The following is a 15425-nucleotide window of genomic DNA, read 5'->3' as shown; positions in this document are numbered from 1 at the left end:
ACTTAAATGAAATTTTGCAAATTTTAGAGACCGAAAAGAATGATATAGAATATACTGTTTTAAATAAAATAGAAGTTGTAAGTATAGATCCAAGCAAATATATTAAAATAAATTTAAATAAGATGAGTGCCGGTTTTAACGAGCCGATATTTTTTGAAAATTTATTATTTTTAGATTATAGCTTTCTTTTATATGACAATTTTATAGCTTTAAATCATAGTGTATTTATAAGTAATTTTACAACAGCCAAAAAATTCTTGTCAGAATATTATATCGATAAAAAAAATCAACCGGTTGTAAAAAATCAATTTGACAATTGCGGTAACTTAAATTTTGATGTACAAGAATATTATTTAGAATCAAGAGAGGCAAAAGGCGGCTGAAAAGCCACGCTAAAACAAAATTTTAAAAAGCTCGATAGCTACACAAATTTTACTTTTAAAATTTTAAAATTTGCGTTTAAATTTAACGTGCCGTTTTAATCCAAAAGCTTCTGCTTAAACAGCGGGATTTTGTAGCAAAAGGTGCTGCCCTCACCGAGCTTTGAGCTGACGCTTTTTGCGATGCCGTAGCGCTTGCAAATTTTATCGATTATGTTTAGCCCGAGACCGAATCCGCCAAGAGCCGCGTTTTCGCGCGAGTATCTATCCCAGATCGCGCTCGTATCCTTTATGCCGATGCCGAAATCCTGCACGCTAAAGACCGCTATGCTTACCTCCTTTTCCAGTCCGATGATGATCTTGCCGCCGGGGCGCGAGTATTTTATGGCGTTGCTTAGCGTGTTGTCGATGAGGCGCATTAGCGAGGTTTCGTCCATAAAAACGCTAACGTCGGGCGCTATTCGCGATTGCAGGCTTATGTTTTTGCTTTTTGCGACCAGATAGATGAAATTTATCCTAGCGCTCAAAAACTCGCTCATATCGATGCGGCGGCTTTTTAAGCTCATCTTGCCGCTTTTGATGAAGTACTCCACGTCCTCGTAAGTAATGATCATCTGCTTAAGCGCGGATTTGATACGCGCAGTGTGTTTGTCGCGCAGCCCAAGCATCTCGGTGTTGATGAGCGCGACGCCTAAAGGGGTCTTTAGCTCGTGCATCGCGTCGTTGAAAAACGCCTTGATGAGGTTGCTTTGCTGCGCGTAGAAATTTTTAATGATTTTGTAGTTAAACAGCGCGATGATGAGCGCTACGAAAATCGTGATAAAGATCGTAGAGATCGCGATAAATTCTATCTTGGCGTAGCTTATCTTTTTTGAAATGACGAAAAAATGCAGCTTGCCCTCATGCAGAAAGTGGCGCTTAAAAAACACCCGCCCGCCGAATTTCAGCGTGATAAACGCAAAATCCGGCGGCTGCACGCTTAGGTTTGATCTTAGAATTTCGCCGTTTGCATTTAGGATCGCGTAGTCGTAGATTAGCTCGTCTTTTAGATTCAGATCTGCGCCGGCTAGGGCTTCGCCGCTTTTTTGTATCAGCTCGGCGACGTCGGCGCTCTCCTCGATTTTGGAGTTTAAATAGATGATATAAAGACTCTCGCTTATAAAGGCGCCGATGATGAAGATCGCGCTAAAAAGCGTAAATTTAAACCCTTTAAGCATTGATCTTATATCCGAGTCCGCGGCTGGAGAGAATGAAGTCGTTGCTAGTTTTGGCGCGTAGATTGCTGATATGCACGCGCACATCGACGCTGCCCGCTTCGCCGTCCCATACGTCGGCGATGAGTTCATCTACGCTAACGAATCTTTTGATATTGGCGAGCAGAAATTCTATGATTTTGATCTCTTTGGCGCTTAGCGATATCTCTTCGTCCGCGCGTTTTAAAATTTTTAAATTTGCGAAGTAGTGAAATTTATCCGCGATCTTGACGGCGCCCTTTTCGTCGCCGAAATACTTTCGCATCAGCTCGCTTACTCTAAATTTAAGCTCGGCTAGGTGGAAGGGCTTTTTTAGATATTCGTTGCAACCAAGCTCGTAGCACTGGCTTAAATCGTCGATGTCGCCGAGCGAGGTCATCATCATTACGGGAGTGCTAAGACCGAGGTTTCGCGCATATCTCAGCACCTCTTCGCCCGAAACCTCCGGCACTTTGATGTCTAAAATCAGCAAGTGGTAGGTATTCGCGGCGATCTTATCGCAGGCTGCGTCGCCGCTTTCGCATTCGTCCACCTCGTAGCCGAGCTCCTGCAGATACTCGCTTACGCTGCTTCTGTATTCAAAATCGTCTTCTAAAAGTAAAATTTTCAAACCCGTTCCCTAAATTGGGAGCGAGACTACGCTCCCGTGCAAATTTGCCCCGCATATACGATGTAGTAGCGAAGCAGAATGACGCCGCAAAGCACGACGAAAGAATTTAAAACTATAAACGCAGGCTTGTAGGCGTGGTTTTTCAGCGCCGTAAAGGCGATGATGATCGGAGCGATGAGGCCCGTGCCTAAAACGCCGATCCAGAAAATTTTGCCGTAAACCTCGTGCGTCAAAGCCTGCTGTGCCGCAAGCGCGCTAGTGCCGCCCTCAAAATACATCCCGACAAACAGAATGAACAAAAGCGGAATCTCAAAGAGTATCGCGCGCAGATCAAGCACCAAAAGGTATTTTATGCTATCTTTGTTTAACGAGCCTTTAAAAAACAGAAGTCCTACTAAAATGCTCGCCGCGATGCCGCTGGAAAAGCCCGATAGCAAAAATAAAATCGGCAGCACCGGAGTATTCCAAAGCGGAATTTTCATCACCGCGCTTAATAAAAAGCCCGTATATGCGCCCACGCAAAGAGCAAGGATAAATAAAACCCGCTCGAAAAGTTTGGAAGCTTTGGCAAACGAGCTTAGTAAATTTACGATAGGTCGCAGAAACGCAAGTAGTTTAAATTTACAAATTTCCTCGCCGAAGACGCACAGCGCAAATACAAAGCTAAGCGGCACGTAGATTAAAAGCGCTGCCACGCCGAGGCTCATTACAGAGCCGAAGTTAAATTTGATCAGCAAAAGATAGAAGGTAAGAGGCTTGCCCAGATCAAAGATCAAAAGCAAAAGCCCCGCGCAGATCGTAAGCGGCGCCGTGATCGCACCCGCCCTAATCATCGCGTCCCAAATGGAATTTTGCTCGCTTTCGTGGCGGTTCCATTTGACTAAAAGCGCCACCATAGTCGCTCCCGCGCTAAGACCTGCCAAAAATAGATAAATCGCAATCGGCCAAGGCCAGTAAATTTCAGAATATTGGCTCATATCGCCCCACATATTATTCATAGCGTCCTCCTTTTTTGTTTTTGATATTCGCTAGACGCGGCTTGGTGTTTAGATATACTTTTGGATATTCTACGCTTGTTTTGGCTAGCAGCTTGCTTACCTCGGAATTTACGTCATTTACGTCGCCGAAAGTTAAAGCATCTGTTGGGCACACGCTTACGCAGGCGGGCTGCAAACCTTTGCTAGTGCGGTTAGTGTAGCAAAAGGTGCATTTGCCGATAGCGTGAGTGATAGGATCGACAAATCTGGCGTCGTAAGGACAGGCCAGGATGCAGTATTTGCAGCTGACGCAAAGCCTCTCGTCTATGAGCGTTACGCCGTCTTTGGTTTTAAAGCTCGCTCCCGTAGGGCAGACATCCACGCAGGGGCTATCCTCGCACATAACGCAGCTGGCGCGCGAATAATCAAGTTTTAAATTCGGAAAAACGCCGCTTGTTTTGCCGTGCACCTGCAGTCTATAAACGCCGCTCGGTACGCCGTTTTCGTTCCTACACGCAACCGAACAGGCTTGGCAACCTATACATAAATTTTCGTCGTGAATCATTATGAGTTTTTTCATAACCGCCCCTTTCAAATTTTAACTATATCGACGCCGACGTTGGTTACCATCGTGCTTACCACAGGACCCGCAGCGGGATCGAGAAGGACGCTTTGGTTGGTGCCTGCGCCGTTCGTGCGCTTTAGCCCGGGGCTTACGTGCCCAAAGCCGTGGTATAAAAATAGGCAATCGTCCCTGATGCCTTGCGTGACGAAAATTTTAGCCTTTTGCTCGCCGAATTTATTTTTGAGCTTCACGATATCGCCCGTCTTTAGCCCCTCCGCTTTTGCAGAAGCTGGGCTGATCCAAACCGGCGATTCGCTCATCATATCGTTTAAAATTTTGACATTTTGAGTGTGGCCGTTGGTGTGAAGCGCGGTCTTGCCGGTCATCAGGCAGTATTTGTGCCCGCCGAATACGTCCATACCCTCGGTGTTTAAGCAGCCGTATCCCGCGAAAAGCTCCTCCACTTTCGGCGCGAAAAGCTCGATCTTGCCGCTCGGGGTTTTAAATTTCATCTGAGAGCTCATCTCGCCGTTTTCGTCCACGAACTCCGCCGCAGCAGGATATTTATCGATAAATTTAGCCACGAGCTTCGGCTCTCGGTAATACAGCTTCGGCACTTTGTAGCTTACGTAGCCGTTTTTGATTAAATTTGCGATCAGCTCGGCGTTGCCTTTGGCTTGCTGCATGCGGTATTCGTCGATGTTGTTCCAAGTGTAGTCCTGATCGATCTTCATCACTCTCGCAAGTTCTCTAAAAATTTCATAGCCGCACTTCGTATCGCCCACCGGCTCGACGGCTTTGTTTCGCATCACAAATCCCGGCGCGGTGCCGCCTTTGTTTTGAATCGACTCATCACGCTCCAAATACGTGGATTCGGGCAAGATCACGTCGGCTAGGCACGCGAAGTCGCTCATATACACGTCGATTGCGAGCACGAAGTCTAGCTTTTTGATCGCCTCTACGCTCTTATCCACGCCCGCAACGTTGATGAGATGGTTAAAGCGCGTGCTGACCCAGCCTTTTACCGGATACGGTTTTTCGCTTAAAATCGTAGGCGCGATCTGCATCAAAACGCCGTGTTTGCGCGGCACGAAGAAATTTTCGCTACCTTCTTCGCCGCAGCCGTCGATGCGCGCGGTCTTTGGAATTTTAAAATTTTTATCCGGGTTCGAGATGGTAGGGAATAGATCCTCTTTGCAGAGCGTGTTGAAGGTTTTAGAGTCCTTCGAGAAGTAGATCCCGCCCTTTCTCTCGACGTTTCCCATCAGCGCGTTTGCGATCGCGATGGCGCGTGTGCGGACGTATTCGGCTTTGGCGGTCGTGGTTTTATGACCCCAATCGATTATGACTGCGGGAGCCGCGGCGTAAATTTCATTTGCGATGCGCTCGATCTTGTCTGCCTTGATGCCCGTGATGCCCTCTTGCCAAAGCGGCGTCGTATCCTTCACGGACTGCCTTAGCTCCTCTAACCCTACGGTGTATTTTTCGACAAATTTTTTGTCGTATTTGTTATCGCGCAACCAGACGTGAATCAGCGCCATCACGAACGCCGCGTCGGTTCCAGGCTTTATCGGCAACCACTCATCGGCTTTGGAAGCTACGGTGCTAAAGCGCGGATCGAGGACCAAAAGCTTTACGTCCTCTCTGCTCGCGGCTTTTGCAAGCTTTTTAGTTTTTGAGATGTCGATGCCCTCAAAGAGATTGTGGCCGAAATTTACGATGTATTTTGCGTCGCCGTAGTCTCTTTGCATATTGGCGCCGAAAGTGTGCGGCACGGCGATATTGTAGGTGACCGGGCAACAGGACCAGTGCGAGTAGATATTCGGGCTGCCGTATGCACAGGCGAAATTCATCATCTGGGTGTGGTGTTCGCCCGTTTTGGATGTAAAAACTACGCTTTGCGGGCCGTATTTTTGCGAAATCTCGTCTAGTCTCTGCGCGCAAATTTTAAGCGCCTCGTCCCAGCTCGCCTCTTTAAATTTACCCTCGCCGCGCTCGCCCACGCGAATGAGCGGCTTAATGAGCCTTTGATCGTCGTAGAGCTGATTGATGCCCGCTCCGCCGCGAGCGCAGACGGAGGTTTTGTTTGCAAACCTGTGGTTGCCCTCGATGAGAGCGCCGCGGCCGTCTTTGACGGTCACTTCGATAGGACAGCGCGAGGAGCACATCTCGCAGACGCTGGCGACTTTCTTTTCCGTCCCGCCAGTGACCGCGCTAGCGTTTAAATTTAGATTTAACGTCGCTAGCGTGCCGATCGCGGCGGTGCTTTTTAAGAAATTTCGTCTATTCATAAAAACTCCTTACCTTTGAATTTTGGCGAAAATTCTAAAATCCCATCGTAAAAATAAGGTTAATTTTGATAATGCAGCTTTTGGCTTAGACTTTATCTCGAAAGATAAAATGCGTCCTGCGCCGTATTTTAAAGCCGTAAAATAGCGCCAGCAGTAGCAAAATGCTAATTGCGCCGCAGATCGCAAGGGCTACGCGAGCGCCTAATAGCTCGGTAAAAAATCCCGATATGAGCGCTCCAAATGGCGTACTACCTATTAAAAATAGCGCGTATAAGCTAAGCACGCGCCCGCGAAATTCGTTGCTTACGTGCATTTGCACGGTGGAGTTGATGCTTGAGTTTGTGATTACGAAAAGAAATCCAGTTACGGCAAGCCCTGCTGCGACCCATGCGAAGGAATTCGCAGCCCCAGTAAGAGCTAAGCTCACTCCCATAGCGATCGCACACGATCTGATTTTGCGGATGCCAAGTTTATCAAAAATTGCTACGAAAAGCGCGCCGCAAAAGGCTCCCATGCCTAGAGCCGACATCAAATATCCAAAGCTTCGCTCATCCGCATCTAGGCTAAGCTTAACAAGCGCCGAGATTGTTACGTTGTAATTTGGCACCAGCGTCGCTACGATAAGCACTATTATCATTAGCTCGCTTAGAATTTTTTTGTGCAAGACATACGAAATTCCAGCACCGATCGAGGCAAAAACGCCTCCGCTTCTGCTAGATAGCGCAGTAACGGATGGCGGAATTTTTATGAAAAACAGCGAAACGATGATACCTAAAAAGCTAAGCGCGTTGAATAAAAAGCAAAAGCCCACGCCCCACAGCGCCATCACGATCCCCGCAAGTGCGGGTCCTGCAATGCGAGCGACGTTAAAGGACATAGAATTTAACGCTATGGCGTTGGCTAGATCGCGGGGCGAGTCGATGAGGTCTTTTACCATCGACTGACGGCTCGGGGCATCCATGCTGGTAAAGATGCCGCTTGCAAAAGCGCAAAATAAAATTTTGCCGAAAGAATATAGCTCGCAAAAGCTCATAACCGCGAAAATTGAGGCGGTCACCGCCATGCCTATTTGAGCGAGCAAAAGGATCTTTTTGCGATTAAACTTATCGAGCAGTACACCGGAAAACGGCGTGAAAAGTAGCGCGGGCAAGAACCTCGCCGCAGCTACGAGGCTGACCTTAAAAGCGTCTGCAGTGATGCTTAGCACTAGCCACGGCAGTGCGACGCTTTGCATCCAAGAACCGATCAGCGAGAGGTTCATCCCGATCCAATAAATTCTAAAATTTGAGTATTTAAGCGATAGGAAGGGATTTTTCAACGCGCTGCCTTTTGAAATTTTGATTTGAGATTATACATTAAATTTTAAAAATTCACTTAAAGATTTAACATTTATAAAAATTTAACGAAAATTTAATATTTCTGAAAAGAAAAATTTTATATACTCTGCAATAAATTTTTAAGCAAAGGATTAAAAATGCAAAGACCAACTCCGATTAATCAGGAAATCAAACTAGATGAGAAGCGCTATATCGTTTCCAAAACCGATCCAAAGGGCATTATCACGTTTGCAAATCCGTATTTTTGTATGATTTGCGGCTATAGTGAGCTTGAGCTTTTGGGGCAGCCACATAACATCATCCGACATCCGGACATGCCGCGCATAGCGTTTAAGCTCATGTGGGATACGATACAACAAGGCAAGGATTTTACCGCCGTGGTTAAAAATTTAGCCAAAGATGGGCGCTTTTATTGGGTCATTACGGAATTTACTTCTAAAAAAGACCCTGTAACAGGGCAGATCACCGAATACACGGCATTTCGCAAGGCTCCACCAAGATCCGCGATCGAAACTATAGAGCCAATTTATAGGGCATTGCTGGATGCTGAAAGAAACGGCGGTATGCAGGCTAGCCAAAAGGCGCTCGTGGACTTTTTAAAGAGCAAAGGCGAAACCTACGAGAGCTGGATCGCAAAGGTCTCAGGTAAATCAAATCCGCTCACCGCAATGTTTTTTAAGGCGATGAAAAAGCTTTTTAGCTAGTTTAGTTAAAATTTAATGCAAACCCCGCGCAATGCGATTGTTTGGCTTTGCGCGAGAAAAGGCAGATAAAGTACAAAATCATCCGTTCATAAAATTTTGAAATTCTGCTGAATTTTAAAATTTAGCACCCAAGCTTTGAAATTTTACGTCCACATCAAACGCGCTACAGATCAAAGTCCCTCAAGCGTTATGTCGTAGAGCCTCTCTACCGTTTCGTCGTTTAAATTTAGTGTCTTTTTGCTTCGTAAAAATTCTAAAATTTCATCCTGCGCAAAGCCCGCTCTTTGCGTGCAATGCTCGTGCGCGGGCAAAAAGCCGCGGCATAGCGCGATATTTTCTAAAATTTCTTCGTCGCATAAAAAACAATATGGCTCGTCGTGCAACCGCCCCTCAAATTTTAAAATTTCGGCGTAGCTTTCTACGATTATGCGACGCGGATTTTGTTTGCCAAAGCGCATAGCAGCGTGGTTTAGCAGCTCGTAATAGAATTTATCCAGATGCTCGGCATCTTTTAGATGCGCGTGCAAAAGCCGCATAAACTGCTGCCAAAACAAAAGCTTCTCGCGGTTTCCGAGCCACGAGTATCCCAGATGCATCACGCCGCTAAGACGAGGGAGGAAGTTTTGATTTTGCGAGAGTTCGAAGTCGATCTTATAGCCCTGGATGATGTTTGAATGGCGCGCGCCGTAAAAGCGGTACGCACGCACGAGCGCACTTTCGCTTAGCACGTCTACGATGCAGTCCTCATCCCTAACTTTGGTCGTTTTTAATATAAATCCTTGCATTTTTCTATTTTAGCGAAATTCACATATAAATTTAAATAAAGAATTTTAGGTTATAATCAAAAGTTTCATTTCATAGAATTTAAAGGAAATCATATGAATTTTGGAGATCTATTTTCAAAAATACGTAGGACGCAACCTGCGCCGAGCGAAGCTCCTACGCACTGGATAAAGTGCCCGGGATGTGGCGCATTGATGTATTGCAAAGAGGTCGAGCAAAATCATAGCGTTTGCCCCAAGTGTAACTATCACCTTCGTTTTGACGCGCAGGCTCGCATCGATCTGATCTGCGACGAAGGCTCTTTCGTGGAGTACGATCAAAATTTGCAGCCCGTTGATCCACTAAAATTCGTCGATAAAAAATCCTACAAAAAGCGCATCTCCGAGAGCAAGGAAAAAACGGGCAGGTTTAGTGCGGTGATCGCGGGCGAGGGCGCTATAAGTCGCCAAAAAATTCAGCTCGTGGTGTTTGATTTTAACTTCATGGGCGGAAGCCTGGGCTCCGTGGAGGGCGAAAAGATCGTGCGTGCCGTAAAGCGTAGCCTCGATAAAAACGAGCCGCTAATCATCGTAAGCGCAAGCGGTGGTGCTAGGATGCAAGAAAGCACCTTTTCGCTAATGCAGATGAGCAAAACCTCTGCCGCGCTTAAAATTTTATCCGAGCATAAAATTCCTTTCATATCTATTCTTACCGATCCTACGATGGGCGGCGTGAGCGCGTCCTTTGCGTGGCTGGGAGATATCATCATCGCAGAGCCCGGCGCTCTTATCGGCTTTGCCGGACAGCGCGTCATCAAGCAAACTATCGGCGCGGATCTGCCGGAGGGCTTTCAAAGATCGGAATTTCTGCTCGAGCACGGATTAATTGATGCGATCGTTCCTAGAGCCGAGATGAGGCAGTATCTAAGCGATATAATCAACGTGCTGAGCAAAAACGCTGTGCAGATTGACGACACGAGTGACAAATCGCTGCACGAAGAGGGAAGCGAAGAGTAGTGCAGATAACGGTAAATTCCATCCAAAAGGGCGCGGACGAGTTCGCAGGCGCGATAAGCGATTATAAAAAAATGGCGGCTAAATTTGCCGCGGTGCGAGATGAGACGTTTTTTAATGCTAATATCGCTCGCGCGCAAAGCACATCTGCTGAGCTAGCGCTTAGGGCGTACGATGAAATTTATCTGCCGCGCCTTAGCGGCTACGTCGTAGCTTTGGATGAGCGCGGGCAGGAGCTAGATAGTGTGGAATTTGCGAGTATGCTAAAGGATAAAAGTAGCGTGTCGTTTTTCATCGGCGGCGCTTATGGGCTTAGTGAAAATTTTAAGGTAAAAGCCGATAAAATAATCAGTCTTAGCAGGCTTACGTTAGCGCATAAAATCGCTAAACTTTTGCTCTTTGAGCAAATTTTTCGCGCGCTGTGCATTAACGCAAACCATCCATATCACAAATAAAGGGAAAGAATGAAGAAAAACGAGTTGAAATTTTACAAGAAAATTTTAGAAGAAAAAAGAGAGCAACTCATCGCCAATATTAATAGCTCTGTAAATGAAATTTCGGAATTGCGCGAAAATAAAGCTGCGGATGATTTTGACGTAGCGAGCATGAATACGGATTTAAGCATCGAATACTCGCTCAATGTTAATCAACAAAAGGCGTTTTTAGAGATTGAAAGCGCGCTTAAACGTATCGAAAACGGCACTTATGGGCTTTGCGAGAGCTGCGGCGAGCAGATAAGCTTAGAGCGTCTTAAGGTAAATCCAGAGGCGAGATTGTGCATTTCGTGCAAGGAACAGGCGGAAAAGCAAAATAGGAGTTAGCTATGAAAACCAAGCAATTCTTTTTATATTCGATCGTCTATATCGCAATCGTCGCGATTTTAGTTTTTACGCAGCAAAGCAGTAGCTATACACTGGGGCTTTTCGGTTTTACGCTTACGCTTCCTGTGGCGGTGTGGATCATACTGCCGTTAATTTTATATATGATTTTGGCGATTTTTCATATCGTTTTTCACAGCTTTGCGTTTTACCGCACAAAAAGGGCGATCGCAAAGGATCTAAGCGCATACGATGCGATGAGTAAAGAGGTTTTGCTGGGTCTTGATACCAATAAAGACTTCAAAACCGAGTATTTTAAAGACCCGAGCGAGCTTACTAAAATTTTATCTCCGTGGTACGATAGCACTGGAATAGATGTCAAAAATGAGGATCTAAAAGAGGTCATAGGCGTTATCGAGAAGGTTAAAAACGGCGAAGTGGCGGATCTGCGAAAATATAAACTGCCTAAAGATAACGGACTATTTTTGCAAAACGAGCTCAATCGCCTCGACGCCGAGCCTGCATATGCGTATGAAATTTTAAAAACTAAGGGCGTTTATAGCGAAAATATCACTAAAAAAGCCTATGCCGTAGCGCTTGCCAAAGGAAGCTACGATAAGATCAAGGCCTATAAAATTCCTCAAGATATAGCCGAGGTAAATATTTTAGTGGATCGCGCGGTGAATGACGCGAGCTTTGAGATCAGTAGCGAGGAGCTTTTCGATCTCGTAAATAATGAAAAATTTAGCGAGCAGGATTTTATCGGCTTTGCTAAAAAGCTAAAAAATCATCTCGCTCCAGAGCAATACAAAGCCTTTTTCGAGCGGCTCAAAAACGAGAATCAAGAAGCGACCGAGGCATATCTGTACGCGCTATATGAGCTTGGCATGATCGACGAGTTTAGAGAGCAACTAAGCCTCGCCGACGGCGACGAGTTTGAGAAGTTTAAAATTCTGCTATTTTTGCGAGACAACGGCAAAAACGTCCCTGCGTCGCTGTTATTTTAGCTCGGTAATTTTATGAGTTCGTTTTATGCGGGTAAGAGAGGCTGCTTTTTACGATCTGTGCGGCTATCAAACACAGCCTGCGCGATAAAATTTAAAGTGCGGGCAAAATTCTAACTCGCGCAAATTTTAAATTTCAAAATTTATCGAAAAATCAATGCGCGTAAGCGGTAAAATTTAAAAGATTTGCTTGCGTAGTGCGCGTGTAAACGGGTTTTGTATTTATGCGATGAAATTTAAAATTTAAACGTAAAGCGCAAGACTTGCTAGCTGAATAAAAGTGCTGAAATTTTAAAATCCGTGCGGCGTTTTGCAAGCTGCTTGTTGGGTTTGCCGTGCAAATAAAATTTGGTGGCGATCATCCTTGCTGCCGTTTTGCCACCACTCAAATTAGCTAAGCTTAAAAATAAAATTCGCGCCTAAATGTGAATACGTAGCCTATGAAATTTAAAATTTTAAAGCTCGCGGCAAAACCCGCTGCAAGCGCTGCGGCGTTAAATTTAAAAGTTTAAATTCAAACGAAATCAAAATGAGAAATTTAAAATGACGGAAGATTTTTTTAAAAGGGATCCTCTATTTTTGGCGCCTTTGGCGGGCTTTTCGGATCCGCCGCTGCGGGGCGTAGTGAAAAAATTCGGCTGCGACGCTACCGTAAGCGAGATGATAAGCGCAAACGCCCTTGTTTTTGAGGGCGAAAAGACGCTAAAGATGCTCGAAAAAAACGCAGCCGAAACCCCATTTTTCGTGCAGATCGCAGGCAGCGATGCGGAAATCATAAAAAAGGCGGTTTTGCTCATCAATAAATTTGACGGCATCGACGGCATCGATCTAAACTGCGGCTGCCCCGTCCCTAAAGTCGTAAAGCAGGGCGCCGGCTCGGCGCTGCTGCTTGATCTACCCCGCCTATCGCGCCTGGTTGGGACTATCAAAAAGTATTCGAATAAAAAATTTACGAGCGCGAAGGTGCGGCTGGGCTTCGGCGCTGTGGATATCGAAAATATCGCGCGCACCGTACAGAGCGCAGGAGCTGATTTTATCGCTATTCACGGACGTACCAGAGCGGGCGGATACAGCGCGGCAGTGGATTACGGCGCGATTGCGAGAGCCAAACGCGCGCTGCAAATCCCCGTGATCGCAAACGGCGACATAAACTCCTCCAATGCGCCCGCAGTGCGAGACCTTAGCGGCGCAGACGCGCTGATGATCGGTCGCGCGGTAATCGGTAGGCCGTGGATCTTTCGCGAGATCAAAACGGGCGAACAGGCAAGCGACGCGCTAAAAAGGGAGGTCGTGCTCTATCATTTCGCTCAAATGCTAAGCCATTACGGCAGCCACGGCGTGGCGATATTTCGCAAGCATCTGCACGAATACTCCAAGGGGCGCGAAAATGCCGCAAGCTTTCGCGAGCAGATCAACCACGTCGCCGCTGAGAGCGAAATGACTCGGCTAATCGAGGAATTTTTCGCCTAAATTTAGAATTTTAGGAGTTTTGATGATTATTTTAAAAATTATAGCCTGCGCATTTTCGATGAGTTTTTACTTGATGTGCGTTTCGAGTTTGGCCGATTTTATGATAGAACCGTTTTTTTACACATCTAGCGCCCAGTTTGACGATCCTATAGAATGGCTACAGAAAAAATTCGCATATTTCCTATTTTTTTGGATATTTTTCTGCTGGATATGTGCGATACTTGCCGCAAAGTTAAAAGATTTTGGTAAGTTTGTGGATTTTTTCGTCAATCTATTTTTGCCTACCGTAGCGGTTTTAATTGTATCGCCCCTTGTCGGGATAGCGATTGCTATGATGTTTAGGTGGTGCGGAGGTGATTTAATAATCAGCATTTTTGTAGCTTATATTCTTGCTCTATTCGTCGTAAATAGGGTCTTAAAGCAGATTTATCCGCCCAAGTCCTAGCGCGCGAAATTTTAAAATTTAGCGCAGAGCTTTTATCTACCGCTTACAATCACAGCCCGCGCGTTAAAAGGCGAGGGCGTTAAAATTTAAGGAGAAATTATGGAAAATATCTACATCATCGGCGACGTGCATGGCTGCTACAGATCGCTTTTGGCGTTAATAGAGCAGCTGCCGCATAAATTTGATAGTAAAATTTGCTTCGTGGGCGATCTGATCGACCGAGGTCCTGCGAGTGCGGATGTGGTTGAATTTGTGTGCGTCCGCGGATATGACGCGGTGATGGGCAATCACGAAAAGCGCTTTGTGAGCAACGCAAAAACTGCCCTAAGATGCGCAAAAACGGGCAAATTTACGAGCTCAAACGACCCTTATGCGTTTTTTAGCCTGGACGAAAGCTGGCTGTTTAATAACGGCGGTGAAGCGACGCTAGCGTCGTATTATCGTCACGGAGGCGCGAGGCAATGCAAGGAGCATCTGCGGTTTGTCTCGCGGCTGCCGATTTACCTGGAATATGATTTGTGTGATGAAAGCGGTCGCGCCCTCGTCGTATCGCACTCCGCAGTGGGTCGCGCGTGGGGGATTAGACACGATGCAGAGCGCGCGAAAAGCTTCGCCGCTCACGTGCTAAGCGGGCGCGGAGATGATAGCGCGAATGATGGAATTTTTAATGTCTACGGGCACACGCCGGTGAAAAAGCCCGTCATTACGGAATTTAGCGCAAATATCGATCTGGGCTGTGTTTATAAAAAGCACTGGGGCGAGAAGGCGAGGCTTTGCGCGCTGGAGTTTCCCTCAAAGAAAATTTTCACGCAGGAATGCATAGATTTTTGAGTTTGTATCCAGGCTCGCACGTATTAAAATTTAAATTTGTGCGGGCTGTTTGAAGGCAAAATTTTAGAATTTAAAGACGCGTTCTTGCAGCGTCCGTCGCGCAGCCTAGCCATGCGGGTAAATTTTAAATAATATCCCTTAGTTTGCGCGCTTCATACATCCACGCTTCAAGCTCGTCCCAGCGCTCGTCCTCAATCATCTGTACGCAAATTTCAAGCTCGTTTTTAAAGGCTTCGATCGCGCCCAGCAGGTTTATGCGGTTTTGCTTAAAAATATCGACCCACATCTGCGGCGAGCTCTTGGCGATACGGCTCATGCCCGAGAAGCTACCGCCTGCGAGATTTATGATATTGCGGCGATTTTCCTCTTTTAGCACGCTGTTTACGAGCGAGTAGCTGATCGCGTGGGGCAGATGCGAGATGAGCGCTACGTGGTGATCGTGGCTTTTTGCGTCCATAAATACGATCTTCATCCCTGCGAATGAAAAAATTTCGACCGCGCGCTTGACGTGCGTCTCGTCCGCGCCGTGGTCGTCGCAGATGACGACTACCGCGCCGTTTAAAAGCTCCTTAAACGCCGCTTGCGGACCGGAATTTTCGGTGCCCGCCATCGGGTGGGCCGCGATGAAATTTCGTCTGATTTGCGGCGGGCAGCTTTGCAAAATTTTAAATTTCGTACTTCCCAGATCGATGATTGTCGTTTCACTTCTGCAGTCGCTTAGTTTTTGCAACGTCTCAATAATTGCCTCCACGGGGATTGCAAGAAAGATCGCGTCGCAGCTTTGCTTCATTTGCTCTAGGCTTAAAATTTCATGCACGAGCCCAAGTCTCAGAGCTTCTTTTTCGTTTTCGCGGCTGATGTCGCAGCCATAGACGGCGCTGATGATTTTGGTGCTTTTTAGACATAGCCCAAGAGAGCCGCCGATGAGACCCAAGCCGATAATTCCTATCTTCATAAAATTCCTT

The 15425-nt window shown here is 46.4% G+C and carries 16 protein-coding genes and 1 pseudogene; 9 read left to right on the top strand and 8 right to left on the bottom strand.

All coding sequences use genetic code 11. The features are described from left to right. Nucleotides 1–383: pseudogene (locus Q0174_RS03960) on the top strand (hypothetical protein); the annotation flags it as partial. Nucleotides 384–478: 95 nt separating this feature from the next. Here the strand turns inward: Q0174_RS03960 and Q0174_RS03955 are convergent. The 6 genes from Q0174_RS03955 to Q0174_RS03930 form a co-directional block, all read right to left on the bottom strand. Beyond that, complete coding sequence (locus Q0174_RS03955) at nucleotides 479–1597, bottom strand: ATP-binding protein (protein WP_298041782.1); 1119 nt, start codon at nucleotides 1595–1597, stop codon at nucleotides 479–481. Further along, nucleotides 1590–2243 (bottom strand): response regulator transcription factor, encoded by a 654-nt coding sequence (locus tag Q0174_RS03950; protein ID WP_298041781.1) that lies wholly within the window; start codon nucleotides 2241–2243, stop codon nucleotides 1590–1592. The genes Q0174_RS03955 and Q0174_RS03950 overlap by 8 nt, the downstream gene beginning before the upstream one ends. Before the next feature lie 26 nt (nucleotides 2244–2269). After that, on the bottom strand, nucleotides 2270–3241 hold the full coding sequence (nrfD, locus tag Q0174_RS03945; RefSeq protein ID WP_298041780.1) for an NrfD/PsrC family molybdoenzyme membrane anchor subunit: 972 nt from the start codon (nucleotides 3239–3241) through the stop codon (nucleotides 2270–2272). Continuing rightward, nucleotides 3234–3800 carry a 4Fe-4S dicluster domain-containing protein gene (locus Q0174_RS03940; protein ID WP_298041779.1) on the bottom strand — a complete coding sequence of 189 codons (567 nt, stop codon included), beginning with the start codon at nucleotides 3798–3800 and terminating at the stop codon, nucleotides 3234–3236. Before Q0174_RS03940 ends, nrfD begins: the two co-directional genes overlap by 8 nt. Before the next feature lie 11 nt (nucleotides 3801–3811). After that, entirely contained in the window at nucleotides 3812–6076 is a 2265-nt protein-coding gene (gene phsA, locus Q0174_RS03935) for a thiosulfate reductase PhsA (RefSeq protein ID WP_298041778.1), read from the bottom strand. Nucleotides 6077–6161: 85 nt separating this feature from the next. Beyond that, nucleotides 6162–7394 carry an MFS transporter gene (locus Q0174_RS03930; RefSeq protein ID WP_298041777.1) on the bottom strand — a complete coding sequence of 411 codons (1233 nt, stop codon included), beginning with the start codon at nucleotides 7392–7394 and terminating at the stop codon, nucleotides 6162–6164. A 156-nt stretch (nucleotides 7395–7550) separates the two neighbouring features. On the opposite strand from Q0174_RS03930, the gene Q0174_RS03925 reads away from it, so the two are divergent. Next, complete coding sequence (locus Q0174_RS03925) at nucleotides 7551–8117, top strand: PAS domain-containing protein (RefSeq protein WP_005870765.1); 567 nt, start codon at nucleotides 7551–7553, stop codon at nucleotides 8115–8117. 170 nt (nucleotides 8118–8287) lie between these two features. Here Q0174_RS03925 and recO read toward each other — a convergent pair whose 3' ends face one another. Then, nucleotides 8288–8902, bottom strand: a complete 615-nt coding sequence (gene recO, locus Q0174_RS03920) for a recombination protein RecO (RefSeq protein ID WP_298041776.1) — start codon at nucleotides 8900–8902, stop codon at nucleotides 8288–8290. Between the two features lie 93 nt (nucleotides 8903–8995). Here recO and accD point away from each other — a divergent pair, with 93 nt between their 5' ends. The 7 genes from accD (at nucleotide 8996) to Q0174_RS03885 (ending at nucleotide 14460) form a co-directional block, all read left to right on the top strand. Then, nucleotides 8996–9895, top strand: coding sequence for an acetyl-CoA carboxylase, carboxyltransferase subunit beta (accD, locus tag Q0174_RS03915; RefSeq protein ID WP_298041775.1), 900 nt, complete (start codon nucleotides 8996–8998; stop codon nucleotides 9893–9895). After that, nucleotides 9895–10347: a 23S rRNA (pseudouridine(1915)-N(3))-methyltransferase RlmH gene (locus Q0174_RS03910; RefSeq protein ID WP_298041774.1), complete on the top strand. Its 453-nt coding sequence runs from the start codon at nucleotides 9895–9897 to the stop codon at nucleotides 10345–10347. Before accD ends, Q0174_RS03910 begins: the two co-directional genes overlap by 1 nt. Nucleotides 10348–10356: 9 nt before the next feature. Next, nucleotides 10357–10713, top strand: coding sequence for an RNA polymerase-binding protein DksA (gene dksA / locus Q0174_RS03905; protein WP_005872423.1), 357 nt, complete (start codon nucleotides 10357–10359; stop codon nucleotides 10711–10713). 2 nt (nucleotides 10714–10715) lie between these two features. After that, the gene (locus tag Q0174_RS03900; RefSeq protein WP_298041773.1) at nucleotides 10716–11717 is read left to right on the top strand and encodes a LapA family protein; all 1002 of its coding nucleotides are present in this window, start codon (nucleotides 10716–10718) and stop codon (nucleotides 11715–11717) included. 540 nt (nucleotides 11718–12257) lie between these two features. Further along, nucleotides 12258–13184, top strand: a complete 927-nt coding sequence (locus tag Q0174_RS03895; RefSeq protein WP_298041772.1) for a tRNA-dihydrouridine synthase — start codon at nucleotides 12258–12260, stop codon at nucleotides 13182–13184. 22 nt (nucleotides 13185–13206) lie between these two features. Then, nucleotides 13207–13629, top strand: a complete 423-nt coding sequence (locus tag Q0174_RS03890; protein WP_298041771.1) for a hypothetical protein — start codon at nucleotides 13207–13209, stop codon at nucleotides 13627–13629. A gap of 99 nt (nucleotides 13630–13728) precedes the next feature. Beyond that, entirely contained in the window at nucleotides 13729–14460 is a 732-nt protein-coding gene (locus tag Q0174_RS03885; protein WP_298041770.1) for a metallophosphoesterase, read from the top strand. 124 nt (nucleotides 14461–14584) lie between these two features. Here Q0174_RS03885 and Q0174_RS03880 read toward each other — a convergent pair whose 3' ends face one another. Continuing rightward, nucleotides 14585–15415, bottom strand: coding sequence for a prephenate dehydrogenase (locus Q0174_RS03880; protein WP_298041769.1), 831 nt, complete (start codon nucleotides 15413–15415; stop codon nucleotides 14585–14587). Nucleotides 15416–15425: the final 10 nt, after the last annotated feature.

This window comes from uncultured Campylobacter sp., from assembly GCF_937996225.1.
Lineage (GTDB): Bacteria > Campylobacterota > Campylobacteria > Campylobacterales > Campylobacteraceae > Campylobacter_B.
The sequence above is the reverse complement of the archived record's forward strand: the minus strand, read 5'-3'. Positions and strand labels throughout refer to the sequence as shown.

What these genes read in the sequence shown, in the direction of transcription:
- Q0174_RS03955 (WP_298041782.1), bottom strand. Translation starts at nt 1,597, where the DNA reads ATGCTTAAAGGGTTTAAATTTACGCTTTTTAGCGCGATCTTCATCATC.
- nrfD (WP_298041780.1), bottom strand. Translation starts at nt 3,241, where the DNA reads ATGAATAATATGTGGGGCGATATGAGCCAATATTCTGAAATTTACTGG.
- Q0174_RS03940 (WP_298041779.1), bottom strand. Translation starts at nt 3,800, where the DNA reads ATGAAAAAACTCATAATGATTCACGACGAAAATTTATGTATAGGTTGC.
- phsA (WP_298041778.1), bottom strand. Translation starts at nt 6,076, where the DNA reads ATGAATAGACGAAATTTCTTAAAAAGCACCGCCGCGATCGGCACGCTA.
- Q0174_RS03925 (WP_005870765.1), top strand. Translation starts at nt 7,551, where the DNA reads ATGCAAAGACCAACTCCGATTAATCAGGAAATCAAACTAGATGAGAAG.
- recO (WP_298041776.1), bottom strand. Translation starts at nt 8,902, where the DNA reads ATGCAAGGATTTATATTAAAAACGACCAAAGTTAGGGATGAGGACTGC.
- accD (WP_298041775.1), top strand. Translation starts at nt 8,996, where the DNA reads ATGAATTTTGGAGATCTATTTTCAAAAATACGTAGGACGCAACCTGCG.
- dksA (WP_005872423.1), top strand. Translation starts at nt 10,357, where the DNA reads ATGAAGAAAAACGAGTTGAAATTTTACAAGAAAATTTTAGAAGAAAAA.
- Q0174_RS03900 (WP_298041773.1), top strand. Translation starts at nt 10,716, where the DNA reads ATGAAAACCAAGCAATTCTTTTTATATTCGATCGTCTATATCGCAATC.
- Q0174_RS03895 (WP_298041772.1), top strand. Translation starts at nt 12,258, where the DNA reads ATGACGGAAGATTTTTTTAAAAGGGATCCTCTATTTTTGGCGCCTTTG.
- Q0174_RS03890 (WP_298041771.1), top strand. Translation starts at nt 13,207, where the DNA reads ATGATTATTTTAAAAATTATAGCCTGCGCATTTTCGATGAGTTTTTAC.
- Q0174_RS03885 (WP_298041770.1), top strand. Translation starts at nt 13,729, where the DNA reads ATGGAAAATATCTACATCATCGGCGACGTGCATGGCTGCTACAGATCG.
- Q0174_RS03880 (WP_298041769.1), bottom strand. Translation starts at nt 15,415, where the DNA reads ATGAAGATAGGAATTATCGGCTTGGGTCTCATCGGCGGCTCTCTTGGG.